The organism is Bradyrhizobium sp. SZCCHNR2028, assembly GCF_032380995.1.
In the GTDB taxonomy this organism is placed as follows: Bacteria; Pseudomonadota; Alphaproteobacteria; order Rhizobiales; family Xanthobacteraceae; genus Bradyrhizobium.
This window is the reverse complement of sequence record NZ_JAUHJF010000009.1, coordinates 25,150-40,825: the sequence shown is the minus strand read 5'-3', so window position 1 is coordinate 40,825 and position 15,676 is coordinate 25,150. Positions and strand designations below refer to the sequence as shown.

14 protein-coding genes are annotated in these 15,676 nt (G+C 65.1%); 6 read left to right on the top strand and 8 right to left on the bottom strand.

Annotated elements, in window-relative coordinates; translation table 11 throughout:
* Positions 1 to 40: 40 nt before the first annotated feature.
* Entirely contained in the window at positions 41 to 1,060 is a 1,020-nt protein-coding gene (locus tag QX121_RS16435; protein WP_315812495.1) for a glutathione S-transferase family protein, read from the bottom strand.
* Positions 1,061 to 1,170: 110 nt separating this feature from the next.
* On the opposite strand from QX121_RS16435, the gene QX121_RS16430 reads away from it, so the two are divergent.
* A complete protein-coding gene (locus QX121_RS16430; RefSeq protein WP_315812494.1) occupies positions 1,171 to 2,955 on the top strand; it encodes an acyl-CoA dehydrogenase family protein in 1,785 nt (594 codons plus the stop codon).
* A 41-nt stretch (positions 2,956 to 2,996) separates the two neighbouring features.
* Complete coding sequence (locus QX121_RS16425) at positions 2,997 to 4,085, top strand: Zn-dependent alcohol dehydrogenase (protein WP_315783798.1); 1,089 nt, start codon at positions 2,997 to 2,999, stop codon at positions 4,083 to 4,085.
* 188 nt (positions 4,086 to 4,273) lie between these two features.
* On the opposite strand, the gene QX121_RS16420 is transcribed toward QX121_RS16425, so the two are convergent.
* From QX121_RS16420 to mbfA, 3 genes are all read right to left on the bottom strand, one after another.
* Positions 4,274 to 5,743, bottom strand: a complete 1,470-nt coding sequence (locus QX121_RS16420; protein ID WP_315812493.1) for an amidase — start codon at positions 5,741 to 5,743, stop codon at positions 4,274 to 4,276.
* An 83-nt stretch (positions 5,744 to 5,826) separates the two neighbouring features.
* The gene (locus tag QX121_RS16415) at positions 5,827 to 6,357 is read right to left on the bottom strand and encodes a cytochrome b (RefSeq protein ID WP_315812492.1); all 531 of its coding nucleotides are present in this window, start codon (positions 6,355 to 6,357) and stop codon (positions 5,827 to 5,829) included.
* Between the two features lie 78 nt (positions 6,358 to 6,435).
* On the bottom strand, positions 6,436 to 7,407 hold the full coding sequence (gene mbfA, locus QX121_RS16410) for an iron exporter MbfA (protein WP_315713729.1): 972 nt from the start codon (positions 7,405 to 7,407) through the stop codon (positions 6,436 to 6,438).
* Between the two features lie 202 nt (positions 7,408 to 7,609).
* On the opposite strand from mbfA, the gene QX121_RS16405 reads away from it, so the two are divergent.
* Positions 7,610 to 8,332: a hypothetical protein gene (locus QX121_RS16405; protein WP_315812491.1), complete on the top strand. Its 723-nt coding sequence runs from the start codon at positions 7,610 to 7,612 to the stop codon at positions 8,330 to 8,332.
* Positions 8,333 to 8,404: 72 nt separating this feature from the next.
* Here QX121_RS16405 and QX121_RS16400 read toward each other — a convergent pair whose 3' ends face one another.
* The 4 genes from QX121_RS16400 to QX121_RS16385 all read right to left on the bottom strand — a co-directional run bounded on the left by QX121_RS16400 (position 8,405) and on the right by QX121_RS16385 (position 13,075).
* Positions 8,405 to 8,782: a hypothetical protein gene (locus QX121_RS16400; protein WP_315734788.1), complete on the bottom strand. Its 378-nt coding sequence runs from the start codon at positions 8,780 to 8,782 to the stop codon at positions 8,405 to 8,407.
* Between the two features lie 95 nt (positions 8,783 to 8,877).
* The gene (locus QX121_RS16395; protein WP_315812577.1) at positions 8,878 to 9,948 is read right to left on the bottom strand and encodes an alpha/beta hydrolase; all 1,071 of its coding nucleotides are present in this window, start codon (positions 9,946 to 9,948) and stop codon (positions 8,878 to 8,880) included.
* 252 nt (positions 9,949 to 10,200) lie between these two features.
* Positions 10,201 to 11,739, bottom strand: coding sequence for an acyl-CoA synthetase (locus QX121_RS16390; RefSeq protein ID WP_315812490.1), 1,539 nt, complete (start codon positions 11,737 to 11,739; stop codon positions 10,201 to 10,203).
* Positions 11,740 to 11,902: 163 nt separating this feature from the next.
* Complete coding sequence (locus QX121_RS16385; RefSeq protein WP_315812489.1) at positions 11,903 to 13,075, bottom strand: acetyl-CoA C-acetyltransferase; 1,173 nt, start codon at positions 13,073 to 13,075, stop codon at positions 11,903 to 11,905.
* A gap of 138 nt (positions 13,076 to 13,213) precedes the next feature.
* On the opposite strand from QX121_RS16385, the gene QX121_RS16380 reads away from it, so the two are divergent.
* From QX121_RS16380 to QX121_RS16370, 3 genes are all read left to right on the top strand, one after another.
* Complete coding sequence (locus tag QX121_RS16380; RefSeq protein WP_315775532.1) at positions 13,214 to 13,873, top strand: TetR family transcriptional regulator; 660 nt, start codon at positions 13,214 to 13,216, stop codon at positions 13,871 to 13,873.
* A gap of 83 nt (positions 13,874 to 13,956) precedes the next feature.
* Positions 13,957 to 14,715: an SDR family NAD(P)-dependent oxidoreductase gene (locus QX121_RS16375; protein ID WP_315734780.1), complete on the top strand. Its 759-nt coding sequence runs from the start codon at positions 13,957 to 13,959 to the stop codon at positions 14,713 to 14,715.
* Between the two features lie 153 nt (positions 14,716 to 14,868).
* Entirely contained in the window at positions 14,869 to 15,675 is an 807-nt protein-coding gene (locus QX121_RS16370) for an enoyl-CoA hydratase/isomerase family protein (protein ID WP_315812488.1), read from the top strand.
* The last annotated feature ends 1 nt before the right edge of the window (position 15,676 follow it).

Below are 15,676 nucleotides of genomic sequence, written 5' to 3'. Positions count from 1 at the left end.
GACTTCCTACGGCTCGTCCCCACATTTTTGCCACGCGCCCTCAGGTGGGGCGCGGCTGCAATCCGGCGAGGCAACCAATCTCCTCCAGCACGACGTCGAGTCGGCTTCGATCGTGCAGGAACGCGTATTTGCCGCGGAGCATGGCCAACGAGCGCGCATGATATTTCTGCGGCTTCTGTGTCCACGTGAAGTCACCCAGCTGCACGCTGAAGACGTCGCGCTGTCCCGCCAGTGCCTGCTCGTTGGCGAGCGTCCACGGCATGAACAGCGCGCCGACCTGGCGGGTCAGGATCGGCATCAAGGTCAGTGACAGTTCCGGCCACAGCTCGAACTCGCCTTCGGCGCGCGGCCATAGCATGCGGTGGATCCAGGCCAGCACATGCGGCGCGCGGCCTTCGATCAGGGCGCCGGCGGTCGGATCGGTCCACAGCTCGTAGAACTGGCCCCACAGTCCGAAATCGCCGTAGGCCGGACGGTGGCCGAACAGATACGGCCTGACCGAGAGATGTCGTTCGAGCAGGTCGAGCATTTCGGCAAAGCCCTGCTCGATCTGCGGCGCGTTGATCTCGTTCGAGCCGACATACCAGAGCCGCTCGACCATGCGGGCGCGGACTTTATCCGCCACTTCGCCGCACTCGGCCTCGTCCGCCCTGGGGGCGCGGATGCGGGCGATGCGTCCGGCCGAGGCGCGCTGATCGAGATCACGGGCCCAGCGATAATGGAACATCCACTTGTTGCCCCACTCGTCGCCGAACTCCTCGATCAAGGCCGAGATGAAGCTCGTCAGCGCGTCGCCGGGATGAATCGTGGGTTGCGGAAAGTCGAGCTCCAGCGCGTCGATGATCGGCGTCGAATCCTGCATCGGCACCTCGCCGGGGCCGACCACCAGCGGAATGATCGGCAGCTTGGCGTGCCGCGCGAACTCCGCCTCGCTTTCCGCATTGCGCAATATCCATTGATGCGGAATGCCCTTGTAACGCAGATACGATCGCACCTTGACCGAATAGGGCGACATCTCCGCCCCGAAGATGCGATAAACCTCCGTCGGCTGATTGGTCATGGATCTGCTCCCGGTTCGGCGCACGCCGCTGCTTGTTGTGTATCCCATCAGGCGCAACCTGTCGAAGAGTCCATCAGAGACTTGCGGAAACGAACGAGGGCTTAACGATCATGCATCAGTTCCTGAAACGCGATGACGTGATGACCGGCGGCGCGAGGCCGGAGTTGCTGGCGCCCGATACCACGGGGCTGAACTTCTATCGCGCCGATCCGGCGCTCGCCGATCTCCTGCGCATCCATCTGCCCGAGACGCTGTTTCGGCACCTCGTGCCGCATCTCGACCGTCTCGGCGAGCTCGCCGGCTCCTATCTCGACGAATGCGCCCGCTTGGCTGACCGTCATGGCCCCGTGCTGCACCAGCGCGACCGCTTCGGCCGCGACGTGCAGTGGGTCGAGTATCATCCCGCGTATCGCGAGCTGGAGCGCGCCGCCTTTGGCGAGTTCGGCATTCATGCGATGTCGATCCGCAAGGGCATTCTCGGCTGGCCGAGCAAATATCCCGTCGCGGCAAAGCACGCCTTCACCTTCCTGTTCAACCAGGCGGAGTTCGGTCTGGGATGTCCGATCAATGTCACCGATGGCTGCGCCAAGCTGCTGGCGAGCTTCGGCAGCGACGGGCTCAAGGCCAAGTACCTCGATGGCCTGACGCAGACCGACATGAGAAAGCTGACCCAGGGTGGCCAGTTCATGACCGAGAAGGAGGGCGGCTCCGATGTCGGCACTTTGACGACGGTCGCCGTCCCGGAGGGCGACCATTGGCGCCTGCATGGCGAGAAGTGGTTCTGCTCCAACGCCGACGCGAAGGTGGTGATGCTGCTGGCGCGGCCGCAAGGTGCCGAAGCGGGAACGCGCGGCGTCGGCCTGTTCCTGATGCCGCGCTTCCTCGATGACGGCAGCCAGAACCACTATCGGATCGTGCGCCTGAAGGACAAGCTCGGCACGCGCTCGATGGCCTCGGGCGAGATCAAGCTGGGGGGCGCGATCGCCTATGCGGTCGGGCGGCTCGATCGCGGCTTCGTGCAGATGGCCGAGATGGTCAACTCGTCGCGTCTCTCCAACGGCGTCAAGTCGACGGCGCTGATGCGGCGGGCCTGGCACGACGCGATCACGGTCGCGCGCAACCGCGTGGTGTTCGGAAAACGCATCGTCGACCTGCCGCTCGGGCGTCGGCAATTGATGAAGATCCTGCTCGCGACCGAGCAGGCGCTGTCGATGAGCTTCCTCACCGCCGACGCGCTCGACCGTGCCGAGGCCGGCAGCCAGGAGGCCGCGGCGCTGCTGCGCATCCTGACGCCGACATTGAAGTTCCGTGCCACGCGCGACGCGCGCAAGGTCTGCGGCGATGCCTTGGAGATGCGCGGCGGCATCGGCTATGTCGAGGAGTTCGTCACCGCGCGGCTGCTGCGTGACGCCCATCTCGGCTCGATCTGGGAGGGCACCGGCAACATCGTCGCGCTCGATGCGCTGAAGCGCGCCGTGGGCCGGCACGGTGCGGAGGCCGCGCTGGCAGCCGACCTGCATGCGCGGCTCGACGACAGCGCCGCCGTGCCGCAGGCCTGGCGCGATCAGCTGCATCGACTCGTGGATCGTGCCGTCGGCTTTGCGCGCGAGGTCGCTGGACGCGCCGACAATGAGTCCGAAGCGCGCCGCGCCACCAGCCTGCTGTATCACGTGGCGAGCGCCGTCTCGACGACCTGGGAAAGCGCGCGCATCCACGTGATGCGCGGCGACGCGCGCAGGCTGTTGCTGGCGAAGCTCGTCGTCGCGCACCGGCTGACGCCGTCCGATCCGTTCCGGCTTGCGGAAAATAGGATGGATGATGCGATCGCCACGCTGCTGCTCGGCGAACGTACCGCTGACATGGAGGAGGTTGGCGAACTGCTGTCAGCGGCGTAGGCTTGCCGCGACCAACAACAAACAAGATCGGGAGAACGCCAATGAAAGCCGCCGTGCTGATGGAGGTCAACAAGCCGCTGGTGATCGAGGACATCAGTGTGCCCAAGCCGGGGCCGCGGGAAGTGCTCATCCGCACGGCGGTGGCCGGTCTCTGCCATTCCGACCTGCACTTCATCGAAGGCCTGTATCCGCATCCGCTGCCCGCCGTGCTCGGCCATGAATCGGCTGGGATCGTCGAGCAGGTCGGCGCCGACGTAACCTATGTGAAGCCGGGCGATCATGTCGTCACGTGCTTGTCCGTGTTCTGCGGCACCTGCGACAACTGCACGACGGGCCGCCCGGTGCTGTGCACCGATACGACGGTGAAGATGCCGCCCGGCGCCTCCAACCGGCTGTCATGGGGACGAAGTGAGAAGCTGCACCAGTTTCTCAACCTCTCGTCCTTCGCCGAGCAGATGCTGGTGCACGAGAATGCGATCGTGAAGATCCGCCCGGACATGCCGCTCGACCTCGCGGCGCTGATCGGCTGCGGCGTCATCACCGGCTATGGCGCCGTCGTCAACACCGCGCGGGTTACGGCCGGTGAGACCGTCGCCGTGATCGGCTGCGGCGGCGTCGGCATGGCCGCGATCAATGGCGCCGAGATCGCGGGTGCCGGCCGCATCATCGCCATCGACACCAATCCGGCCAAGCTGCAACTGGCAACGAAGCTCGGTGCCACCGACATCATCAATCCGGCCGACGGCGACGTCGTGGCCCAGGTGCGCGAGCTCACCAAGGGCGGCGTGCATCACGCCTTCGAGGTGCTCGGGCGCAAGGAGACCGCCGAGCAGGCTTTCGCGATGCTGGCGCCTGGCGGCACCGCGACCATCGTCGGCATGATCCCGTTCGGCCAGAAGATCGAGCTGCACGGCTTTGACTTCCTGCGCGAGCGCCGCATCCAGGGCTCGTCGATGGGCTCGAACCACTTCCGCGTCGACATGCCCCGTCTCGTTGAGTTCTATCTGCGCGGCAAGCTGCATCTGGAGGACTGGATCTCCGCCAAGCTGAAGCTGTCCGAGATCAACGAGGGCTTTGCCAACATGAAAGCCGGCAAGACGCTGCGCAGCGTGATCATGTTCGACGCGTGAGGTGGGTGGTCGGGTGTGAGGCAGGTGATGAGGTTCGGCGGGTCTGCCTATTAGTTACCCGTCATGCCCGGGCTTGACCCGGGCATCCAGCCTCTCTGGAAGATGGATGGCCGGGTCAAGCCCGGCCATGACGATGTAGGACGACGGCGGAATCTGGCGAGGCGTTGTTGAAGAAGTCCGATCGCTAACTAGTCCACAAACCGCGGCGGCGGGACGAAGCCGCCGAACTCGCGCTCGATCAGCTCGGCGAGCTTGAGCGGCGTGCGGTCCTCGAAGTACGGACCGACGATCTGCACCCCGACCGGCAGGCCGTCGGCAAGCCCAAGCGGAATCGCGGTGGCAGGCAGTCCGGGCAAGGTGGCGATGCCCGGCCAGGCGAGCTGATCGGTGTAGCAGTGCTCGACGCCGTCGATGCTGATGCGGCGCTGCTCCTGGTCGGCCGAATGGTCGTGCGGATAGGCCGGCGTCGGCATGATTGGGCAGATCACGGCATCGAAATTCTCGAACAGCGTTCGCCATTGCGCGCGCAGCCGCGCCCGCGCCCCGCCGGCCTGCACCCAGTCGCGATGGCTGAGCGCGATGCCGCGCAGCCGCTCGGCCGCGAGGCTCGCTGCCTCCTTCGGCAATTGCGCGGCCGCGTGGCTGGCGCCGGCGTGGACCTCCGCTGGCATGGTGGCGCCGATGAAGCCGAGCAGCATGCGCATGTAGAGCCGGCTCGATGCGGCGAAGTCCGGCAGCAGCGGGCTCTCCGTCGTGACGCTGACGCCGGCCCGCGCGAGGTCGGCCGCCAGCCGCTCGATCGCGCCGCGCACGGCGCTGTTGGTCGGCAGCAGCGGATCGCTCGCGACCACCAGCACGCGGAAATCCTGCAGGCGACCGTGACGCGGCGGCGGCAGGTCGAGGCGAAACGCCTTGCCGGCTTCGAGCGGGTCGGGGCCTGCGATCACATCGAGCAGCAGCGACAGATCAGCGGCCGAGCGGGCCATCGGGCCGACGACGGCGAGGTCTGCCTCGCCCGGCAGCGGCTGAAACGGCGGTGGCGTGTGGCCGCGCGAGGCCGCGAGGCCGTAGGTCGGCTTGTGCGCGGTGACGCCGCAATGAAACGCGGGGACCCGGAGCGAGCCGCCGATATCGGAGCCGAGCGACAGCGAGCCGTAGCCGGCCGCCAGTGCCGCGGCCGATCCGCCGGACGAACCGCCTGGCGTGCGGTCGAGATCGTAGGGATTGTTGGTGGTGCCGTAGATGTCGTTGTAGCTCTGCCAGTCGCCGAGCCCGAGCGGCACGTTGGTCTTGCCGAGCACGATGCCGCCGGCATCCTTCACGCGCGTCACGGTCAGCGCATCCTCGGCCGCGATGAAATCCCTATGCTGCGGAAAACCCCAGGTCGTCGGCAGGCCGGCGACGTTGTAGGATTCCTTCACCGTGAGCGGAAGGCCGAGCAGGGGCCGCCGTTCGCCGCGCGCCAGCGCCGCGTCGGCGACGTCAGCGGCAGCGAGCGCGCGCTCGAAATCGCGCACGCAGACGGCGTTGATCTCGGAGTCATGACGTTCGATGCGGTCGATGGCGAGCCTGGTCAGCTCCACCGACGAGATCTGACGATCTGCCAATGCCTTCGCCGTGTCGACGGCGGTTGCGAACGTCCATTGCGGTGCGGCCAAGGTCGATCCTCCCGGTGCGATGTTTGCCGGAAGTCTTATCCGATGCGGATGGCGATCGCTTGACCAAAATTGCGGACTATCCTCTAGCCCGGCAGCATCCGCTGCATGACGCGGTCGTGATAGATGAAGACGTGCGCGATTGCGGCGGCGACGTGAACGACGATCAGGATCAGCAGCAGCCATTCGGAGGCCTGGTGCAGCCCGTCGATGGCGCGGTTACCGGCCGGGTTGCGCGCGGCCAGCATCGGCAACGGAAGCAGGTAGAAGAACGACACGCTCCAGCCGCGGAAGGAGGCGAACAGCCAGCCGGTGATGGTGCTCGCCAGCACCATCACATAGAGCATCCAGTGCACGACCTCCGAGCTCAGCCGCTGCCAGGGCAGCAGCGAGCTCTCCGGTGCGACCGGATGGGTGAGCCGCCAGACGAAGCGCACGGCGATCAATGCCAGAATGGTGAGACCGAACGAGATGTGCAGGATCATCGGCGCGCCGGGGGGTGTGTTCGCGTGCAGGTCCGGCATCAGCCAGCCGATCGGATACTGGATGGCGAGCAGCGCCACCACCAGCCAGTGCAGGATCTTCGCGGGCGTGCCGTAATGCAAGCGTGGCGTCATGACGAGTTTTCCGTTGCGGTCGGTCTGGCGCCATCAGCCTCGCGGCTGGACGTTTCGCATGACGCCGGGGTGCGGATGCTAGGCCGCTCCTATGAGAATTCCGACGCCGAGCACGATGATGCCGCCGAGCACGATCTGGAACACCGCCTGCAGGAACGGCGTGTCCATGTAGCGCGCGCGGATGTAGGCGATCGCCCACAGCTCGAAGAATACGACGAGACTGGCGATCGCGGTCGCAATCCAGAACGCGTTGGTCCAGGAGTCCGGGACGAGATAGGGCATCGTGTGCCCCAATCCGCCGAGCGTCGTCATCGCGCCGCACACGGCGCCGCGTAGCCACGGCGAGCCGCGGCCCGTCAGCGAGCCGTCGTCGGACAGCGCCTCGGCGAAGCCCATGCTGATGCCGGCACCGATCGAGGCGGCGAGACCGACCAGGAAGGTCTGGAAGTTCTGATGTGTGGCGAAGGCGGCGGCGAACAGCGGCGCCAGCGTCGAGACCGAGCCGTCCATCAGGCCGGCGAGACCGGGCTGGACATATTGCAGCACGAACACGCGCCGCCGCGTCTCGTCCTCCTTGTGCCGGACGTCCGGGCTGAGGATCTTGTCGGTCAGTTTCGCCGCGACCTTCTCATGGCCCTTCTCGGCCTCGGCGAGATCGCCGAGCAGCCGGCGCACGCCGACGTCCTTGGCCTGCTCGGCGGCCTTGGCGTAGAAGCGCTCGGCCTCGAACTCCATCGTGCCGACCTCGCGGCGGATGGCGTCGAGCGACAGGTTCTTGGTCAGCCAGATCGGCCGGCGCTGCATGAAGCCCTTGACGTTCTCGCGCCGGATCGGCGGCAGGTTCTTGCCGAAGCGCTCCTCATAGAGCTCGAGCAGCATGTGGCGGTGGCCCTTCTCCTCCTCGGCCATCTGCTCGAACAGCTTGGCCGAATCCGGATAGCGTTCCGCCAGATCCTCCGCGAAGCTCATATAGATGCGGCCGTCTTCCTCTTCGGCAGAGATCGCGATTGCCAGGATCTCGCGCTCGGTGAGGTCGGCGAAGTTCTTCATTCCAAGGTCCCCGGATCTTTCGCTCTCAACATTCGAGTATTTAGAACGTTTCTAAAGTCTATATGGATTTGCTGCACCGCGGTCAAACTCCGGCCGCAGATTGGTCGCGAAACCCTTTCGTGACGTCGCATTCAAGCTCCAGTCATGGAACTGCGAGGATAGTCCGTCGTTCGCGTTCCGCTCAGCCACCTAAGGAGTTCCAATGGATAGCGTCAAATATCGGCTCAACGATCCAGGGTTGGCGCCGCGCCGCACCCGGATGGACATCCCGGGCTGGGCGGGCGAACGCCAGCCACGCGCGAATGGCTCGCATGAGCAGGTCTGGCATTGCGTACCATTCTCGGAAGGTGCGCAATATGGCATCGAGCTGTTTTATCCCTACGACTTCGAGCTGCAGGTCACCACGCGCGACGGCAGGCTGGAGCTGTCCGGCGAATGGGGCGAGCCGCCGAGCCCGAGCCTGCAATGGCCGCCATTCCGCAATTTCGGCGATGCCTTCTACACCTACCAGATCCTGCTCGATCTCAAGGTGCCCAACGGCTTTGCGATCCGGACCGAGCCGCATCCGCGATTCTACACCGACCGCACCGATACCTGCCCGATCGCCGTGCCGGCGCTGGTGCGCAGTTTCTGGCCGATGCTGTTCTTCTGCGTGTTCAAGGCGCCTGCCGAGGGCCGGACCCATATCTTCCGCCCCGGCGAGCCGTTCGCGCAGGTGATCGTGATTCCCGAGGAGGCGAACTTCACGGTCGAGCCGATGAGCCCCGACGAAGCGGCGGAACGCGAGCTGCAGTCGCGCCGGATCCATGCCAGCCGGCCGGTCCTCGCCAAGGACACCGAATGGGTGTCGAGCACCGATACGGTGTTCGACGGCACCTACCGCCACCTGCATCGCGCAGCGAAGGAGAAGGCGCGCAAATCGTGAGGACGCCCTGCTGACATGAAAGAGGCGCCGACCTCGCGGCCGGCGCCCCGTCAAACCATCATCGCGATGCGATCAGTAGCGATCGTAGTACCAGTGATGGTGGTGATGATGGTGATGGTGGTGATACCAGCGCCGCGGCGGCACCACGTAGACGCGCGGACCATAGCCGTAGCCATAGCCATAGCCGCGCCAGTAGCCATGGTGGTGATGGTGATGATGATGGTGGTGATGGTACCATTGCGCGAGTTGAACCTTCGGCTCGGCCGTCGGCGGTCCCTGCTCGTCGAGTGCTTGAAGCACCTTGGCGGCGTTCGGAATCGGCTCGAGCAGGTCGGCGTAGGAATTGGCCTTCAGGACATCGGTCGGGGCGGGAGCCGCCGACGCCTGCGCCGTGCCGAGCGCGCCGACAGCGGCGACCGCGCCCAACAAGCCTGCGATCTTCTTATCCATAAATCATCTCCTGATGCGCATCGCCCGGATGCAGAAACGTCAACCCCGAATGTTCGTTCCTCGATTCGCCTGATAGTTCGAAACGGCGTCCGAAATCAGGCTGTCAGTCTGTTCAGGAACGTTAACAGGAGCTCATTGACTCGTTCATGTTGCTCCTGCTGCACCCAATGACCGGCGCGATCGATCAGCTCGCACAGCATCATGTTGGTGCACACTCGGGATTGCATCGCCTCAAACACGCCGGGCCGTTGGTAGATGCCCCAGTCTTGCAGGCCCGAGATGAATGCAGACGGAACGTCGATGGTGAGATCCGACCACGTCTGCAATTCAGCGTCGAATAGGCCGGACGCGCCGCAGCGGTACCACTGCAGTCCGCCCTGGAAGCCGTTTCGTTCATATTCGGCGGTGTAGACAGCGAGCTCATGGTCCGGCAGCCAGCGATTCGCCGCGATCGCCGCCGCATCTGGCATCTCCTCGGCGACGGTCCCGGCCATCGTCTTGCCGAGGTCCATCACGTAGTAGGTCGGTAGCTTCGCGAGCTCGCTCGCGCTCCACGCCTGCAGCGGGTAAGGCACGTTGCCCGTCCAGTCCGCACTTTTGTGATGGTAATAGGCGCGCAGGAAGTCATGCAGTCCCTGCGGCGCCCGATGCATGTCCGTATTGGCCTGCCGCGTCGCGTAGTACCATTGATAGTGCTTGCGCGGCCGCGGCAGCGCGGCCAGTTCGCGATGCACGGGATCATCCTGCGGCGCGAGCGGATGACCGGCGATGTCGAACGGTGCTGCCGGTGGCCCCGGGAACGGTGCGCTCATCATCACGACCGATCGAAAGACATCGGGGCGGATCACCGCGCACCACGCCGCGACGGGGCTGCCGAAGTCGTGGCCGATGACAGAAGCGACATGGCGATGGCCGAATGCATAGACCACGCCGAGCGCATCACGCACCAGATTGGTGAATCGAAACGGCGCGAGATCACCGTCATAGTCGGCGCTCCGCCCCGTGGTGCGGCCATAGCCGCGCTGGTCTGGCGCCAGCACGTGGTAGCCGGCGGCGGCCAGCGCCGGCATCACCTTGCGCCAGCTATAGGCCAGCTCGGGAAAGCCGTGTAGCAGCAGCACACAGGGGCGGCCGGGCGTCTCGAAGCCGGCTTCCAGCACGTGCATGCGCAGGCCGTTGATGCCGTCGACGAAGCGCGAGCGGATCGTGGGTGGGAGCGGAAGCGGGGGAAGGGACTGGGACATGGCGTGCACTCTCCTCGCGTCGTCCCGGCCAAGCGAGCGAAGCGAGCGCGAGCCGGGATCCATAACCACAGGCGCTCATGTGGCGCCAAGCTGGAGCTTATACCCTTCGCATCATCGGCTGCGGTGGCTATGGTTCCCGGCGCAAGGCCGGGACGACAGCTACCGTTATTGGAGCTATGCCGCGCCCTTCTTCGGCCAGTAGCGCTCGCGCAGGTGGCGCTTGACCAGCTTGCCGGTCGGCGTGCGCGGCAGTTCCGGCTCGAAGTCGATCGAGCGCGGGCACTTGATCGGCGACAGATGCTGGCGGCAGAACAGGATCAATTGCTCTTCGAGCGCCTTGCCGGCGCGCGCCATGTCGTGCGGCTGCACCACCGCCTTGACCTCCTCGCCCATCTCCTCGTTGGGAACGCCGAACACCGCGACGTCGGCCACCTCCGGGTGGGTGATGAGGACGTCCTCGGTCTCCTGCGGGTAGATGTTCACGCCGCCGGAGATGATCATGTAGGACTTGCGGTCGGTGAGATAGAGGAAGCCGTCGGCATCGAGATAGCCGACATCGCCGAGGGTCGACCAGCCCTTGTCATTATAGGCGCGCTTCGTCTTCTCCGGATCGTTGTGATAGGAGAACACAGGTGCGTCGGCAAAGTAGACCGAGCCGATCTCCCCGATGGGCAGCTCCTGGTCGTCCTCGCCGAGGATCTTGATCTTGCCGACGACGGCACGGCCGACGCTGCCGCGGTGCTCCAGCCACTGTTTCGAGGTGCAGACGGTGACGCCGTTGCCTTCGGAGCCGGCATAATATTCAATCAGGATCGGACCCCACCATTCGATCATCCTGGCCTTGACGTCGACCGGGCAGGGCGCTGCGGCGTGGATCGCACCCTTCAAGGTCGAGACGTCGTAGCGCTTGCGGACGTCCTCCGGCAGCTTGAGCATGCGCACGAACATGGTCGGCACAAGCTGTGACTGCGTGACCTTGTATGTCTCGACGAGCTTCAGGAACTCCTCGGCGTCGAAATGCTCCATGATGATCGAGGTGCCGCCGAGCACGGATACCATCATGTTGAAGCGCAGCGGCGCAGCGTGATAGAGCGGTGCCGGCGACAGATAGATGCTGTCGGCGTTCATGCCGCACATGTCGGCGCAGAGCACGCGCAGGAACTGGTTCGGCTGATCGATCGGATTGCCTTCGAAGTCCTTCTTGATGCCCTTCGGCCGTCCCGTCGTGCCCGACGAGTACAGCATCTCATAGCCGGCGACCTGGTCGGCAATCGGCGTCGTCGGCTGGGCACCAGTCTCCCTGTCCCAGGAGCGGAAGCCGGGCTCGGGCTCGTCGACCATGAAGAACAGCGGGCCGTCCGTGCCGCTCACGAGATCGCGGACCTGCTCGGCGCATTTCGGCGAGGTGATGAAGACCTTGGCGCCGCAATCCTTGATGATGTAGGCGATCTCGTCCTTGGTGAGATAGCGGCTGATCGCGGTATAGTAGAGACCGGAGCGCTGCGCGGCCCAGGCGATCTCCATGAAGGCCAGCCGGTTCTCCATCAGGAAGGCGATATGGTCGCCGGCTTTCAGGCCCAGCGCACGAAACAGCTGCGCGCCCTGATTGGAGAGCTCGTCGAGCTCGCGATAGGTGATGGCCTTGCCGGTGCCGGCCATCTGATAGGCGATCTTGTCGGGATGGCTTCGGGCGTGGATGGAGGGGTGGGTCATGAGGGCACACCGCTTGATCAGGATGGCTGTCGTCCCCGCGAAAGCGGGGACCCATAACCACCGAATGAAATTGGGAAGCGAGCTAGAGCTCCAGCTCAGCTCGACCACGTGGGAGTATGGGTCCCGGCGCAAGGCCGGGACGACACCATTGCTGTAGCGAGGACTACAGCCGCTCCACGATCGTCACGTTCGCCATGCCGCCGCCTTCGCACATGGTCTGCAGGCCATAGCGCTTGTTGCGGGCCTTCAGCGCATGCAGCAGCGTCGTCATCAGCTTGGTGCCGGAGCCGCCGAGCGGATGGCCGAGCGCGATGGCGCCGCCATTGACGTTGAGCCTGTCAGGATCGGCGCGGGTTGCCTTCAGCCACGCGGTCGGCACCGAGGCGAAGGCCTCGTTGACCTCGTAGAGGTCGATGTCGTCGATCGACATGCCGGCCTTCTGCAGCGCGCGCTGCGTCGCCGGCAGCGGCGCCTCTAGCATGATCACGGGGTCGCCGCCCATCATGGTCATGTGGTGGACGCGGGCCAGCGGCTTGACGCCGAGCGACTTCAGGCCGCGCTCGTTGACGACCATGACGCCGGACGCGCCGTCGCAGATCTGGCTGGCCGTGGCCGCCGTCAGCTTGCCGTTCTCGGCGATCAGCTTGACGTTTCTGATGCCGTCGAGGCTGACGTCGAAGCGGATGCCCTCGTCGATGTGGTGGGTGTCGGTCGAGCCGTCGGCACGGGTGATCTGGAGCGGGATGATCTCGTCCTTGAAGTGCCCTGCTTGCGTGGCGGCAATCGCGCGCTGATGGCTGTTATAGGCGTATTCGTCGAGCTCATCCTTGGAGAGACCGTACTTCTCCGCCATCATTTCCGCGCCGGTGAACTGGCTGAACTGGATGTTCGGATAGCGGCTCTCGATGCCAGGGCTCTTGTAGTGCCCGAAGCCGTTCTTCGCCGGAAGCGTGGAGGAGAGACCCATCGGCACCCGGGTCATCGACTCCACGCCGGCGGCGATCACGACATCCATCGCGCCGGACATCACCGCCTGCGCAGCGAAGTGGAGCGCCTGCTGCGACGAGCCGCACTGCCGGTCGATCGAGGTGCCGGGCACGCTCTCCGGCAGCTTCGACGCCAGCACCGCGTTGCGCGCGATGTTGGTGGACTGCTCTCCGGTCTGCATGACGCAGCCCATGATCACGTCCTCAATTTGGTCCGGCGCGGCGCCGGAGCGCTCGACCAGCGTATCCAGCACCTTCGCGGCGAGATCGGCCGGATGCCAGCCGGCCAGACGGCCACCCTTGCGGCCGCCGGCCGTGCGTGCGGCCGCGACGATGTAGGCTTCCGCCATGACGTGTCCTCCCTAGACTTGGTGTTCGTGATTGCGCGCGATTTAAATGCTCCAATGTCGGTTAGTCAATCGATCAATTAACTCTTGAGATCAACTCCGGCTTCGGCTTATCTGCCGCGATCAATTGCGAGATGCGCCTTGGGACCTCAGCTCCAGAACAGCGTGCCGGAAAAGCTTCCCGCGGGACGGAATGCCACCGCGGAGAAGCTGCTGGACGCAGCGAGCGAGCTGATGATTCAGAGGTCCTCGATCGAAATTTCGCTCAGCGACATCGCCCAGAAGTCCGGCGCCAACGCCGCCCTGGTCAAATATCATTTCGGCAACAAGGACGGGCTGCTGCTGGCGCTGCTCGCCCGCGACGCTGCGACCGAGGTCGCCAATCTCGATTATCTGCTGGCGCAGCCGCTTGCGCCGACGGCCAAGCTCAAGCTGCACATCAGCGGCATCATCCGCGCCTATCACCGGTTTCCCTACATGAACCGGCTGATCCACTATCTGCTGCACGAGAGCAGCGCCGAAGCCGCGGATGAAGTGTCGAAGTTCTTCGTCGCGCCGCTGTTGGATTTCCATCGCCGACTGATCGAGGAGGGCGTCGCCAGGGGCGAGTTCCGCGCCGTGGATCCGGTGCTGTTCTATACCAGCCTGATCGGCGCCTGCGATCATCTGTTCTTCGGCCGCCACGCGATGTCGCGCGCGATCGGCGTCGGCCCGGTCACCGATGATGTCTGCCGTCAGTACATCGCCCACATGGAGGCGCTGATCTGCGGCGGAATATTGAAGAGGGCGAATGGCGAATAGGGAGTAGCGAATAGAGGTTCGCCCTATTCGCCACTCACCATTCGCTATTCGCAAACAAAAAACGTCCAAGGAGGAAGCGTATCATGCAGTTGAACAACGTTGCCGTTCTCATCACCGGCGGTGGCTCGGGCCTGGGCGCCGCCACGGCGCGCGCCATGGCTGCCAAGGGCGCCAAGATCGCCGTGCTTGACCAGAGCAAGGAGAATGCGGAGAAGGTTGCCGCCGAGTTGAAGGGCGTCGCCATTCATGCCGACGTCACCGACGAGGAGCAGGTCAAGGCCGGCATCGCCAAGGCGGAAGCGGCGCATGGCGTCGCCCGCGTGCTGGTCAACTGCGCCGGCATCGGCGGCTCGCAGCGCATCGTCGGCAAGGACGGCGTCTATCCGCTCGCGAAGTTCGCCCGCATCATCAACGTCAACCTGATCGGCACCTTCAACGTGCTGCGGCTGTTCGCCGAGCGCCTCGTCACCGCCGAGCCGATCGGCGAGGAGCGTGGCGTCATCATCAACACTGCCAGCGTTGCCGCGTTCGAGGGCCAGATCGGACAGATCGCGTATTCGGCCTCGAAGGGCGGCGTCGTCGGCCTGACCTTGCCGGCGGCGCGCGACCTCGCCAGCCAGAAGATCCGTGTCAACACCATCGCGCCGGGCCTGTTCCTGACGCCGCTGCTGATGGGCCTGAACGAGGAGGCGCGCAAGAGCCTCGGCGCCCAGGTGCCGCATCCGGCCCGTCTTGGCGACGCCTCGGAATACGGCAACCTCGCCGTCCACATCGTCGAGAACCCGATGCTGAACGGCGAGACCATTCGCCTCGACGGTGCCATCCGCATGGCGCCGCGCTAGCGGCGAGCTCCGCTGTCGTCCCGGCCTTGCGCCGAGACCCATGCTCCGCGGCGTCTGAAACAGGCAATCTGACAGACGCCGTAGGTACAACACAAGCCGGTGGCTATGGATCCCGGCGTTCGCCGGGATGTTACTAAGGGTGGAGCGCGCGTCATGTCCCAACCGCTGTTGATCGAGCACGACAATGGTGTCGACCGGGTGACGCTCAATCGTCCGGACAGCCTCAACGCGCTCGATCCGGCGCTGATCGACGCGCTCAATGCCTATTTCGAAAGCCTGCAGCGCAATCGCACCACGCGCGTCGTCGTGCTGAAGGGCGCCGGCAAGAACTTCTGCGCCGGGCTCGATCTGAAAGCCGCGATGCAGCGGCGCGGCGGTGTCAATGAGCCCCCTGGCGTCACCGAGTCCTTGGATTCGCAGCGGCGCATCGCCGATATCGTGATGCTGATGCGGCGCTGTCCGCAGCCGATCATTGCGCTGGTGCAGGGCGCAGCCGCCGGCGGCGGCTTCGCCCTGGCGCTCGCGGCCGACATCCGCATCGCGTCGCGCTCGGCGCGGATGAACTGCGCCTTCATCAAGCTTGGCTTAGGGGGCTGCGACATCGGCACCAGCTACTTCCTGCCGCGCCTCGTCGGCGTCTCCGTCGCGTCTGAGCTCATTCTCACCGGCCGCTTCATCGGCGCCGAGCGCGCGCTCATGGTCGGGCTGGTATCGGAGATCGTCGAGGAGGACATGCTCGAGAGCGCGGCCGCGCCGTTCATCGAGGCGATGATGACCGCATCGCCGGTCGGTCTTCGACTGTCGAAAGAATGCCTCAACATGAGCGTCGATGCGTCGTCGATCGAAGCCGTGATCGCCATGGAGGATCGCAACCAGGTGCTGTGCAGCCGCTCCGAAGATTTCAAGGAAGGTATTCAAGCCTTTCTTGAGAAGCGAAAGCCGGTCTATACCAACCGCTAGA

Coding starts and splice junctions, on each gene's coding strand:
- QX121_RS16435 (WP_315812495.1), bottom strand. CDS start 1,060: ATGACCAATCAGCCGACGGAGGTTTATCGCATCTTCGGGGCGGAGATG.
- QX121_RS16430 (WP_315812494.1), top strand. CDS start 1,171: ATGCATCAGTTCCTGAAACGCGATGACGTGATGACCGGCGGCGCGAGG.
- QX121_RS16390 (WP_315812490.1), bottom strand. CDS start 11,739: ATGACCCACCCCTCCATCCACGCCCGAAGCCATCCCGACAAGATCGCC.
- mbfA (WP_315713729.1), bottom strand. CDS start 7,407: ATGAAGAACTTCGCCGACCTCACCGAGCGCGAGATCCTGGCAATCGCG.
- QX121_RS16425 (WP_315783798.1), top strand. CDS start 2,997: ATGAAAGCCGCCGTGCTGATGGAGGTCAACAAGCCGCTGGTGATCGAG.
- QX121_RS16400 (WP_315734788.1), bottom strand. CDS start 8,782: ATGGATAAGAAGATCGCAGGCTTGTTGGGCGCGGTCGCCGCTGTCGGC.
- QX121_RS16370 (WP_315812488.1), top strand. CDS start 14,869: ATGTCCCAACCGCTGTTGATCGAGCACGACAATGGTGTCGACCGGGTG.
- QX121_RS16405 (WP_315812491.1), top strand. CDS start 7,610: ATGGATAGCGTCAAATATCGGCTCAACGATCCAGGGTTGGCGCCGCGC.
- QX121_RS16375 (WP_315734780.1), top strand. CDS start 13,957: ATGCAGTTGAACAACGTTGCCGTTCTCATCACCGGCGGTGGCTCGGGC.
- QX121_RS16385 (WP_315812489.1), bottom strand. CDS start 13,075: ATGGCGGAAGCCTACATCGTCGCGGCCGCACGCACGGCCGGCGGCCGC.
- QX121_RS16415 (WP_315812492.1), bottom strand. CDS start 6,357: ATGACGCCACGCTTGCATTACGGCACGCCCGCGAAGATCCTGCACTGG.
- QX121_RS16395 (WP_315812577.1), bottom strand. CDS start 9,948: ATGCACGTGCTGGAAGCCGGCTTCGAGACGCCCGGCCGCCCCTGTGTG.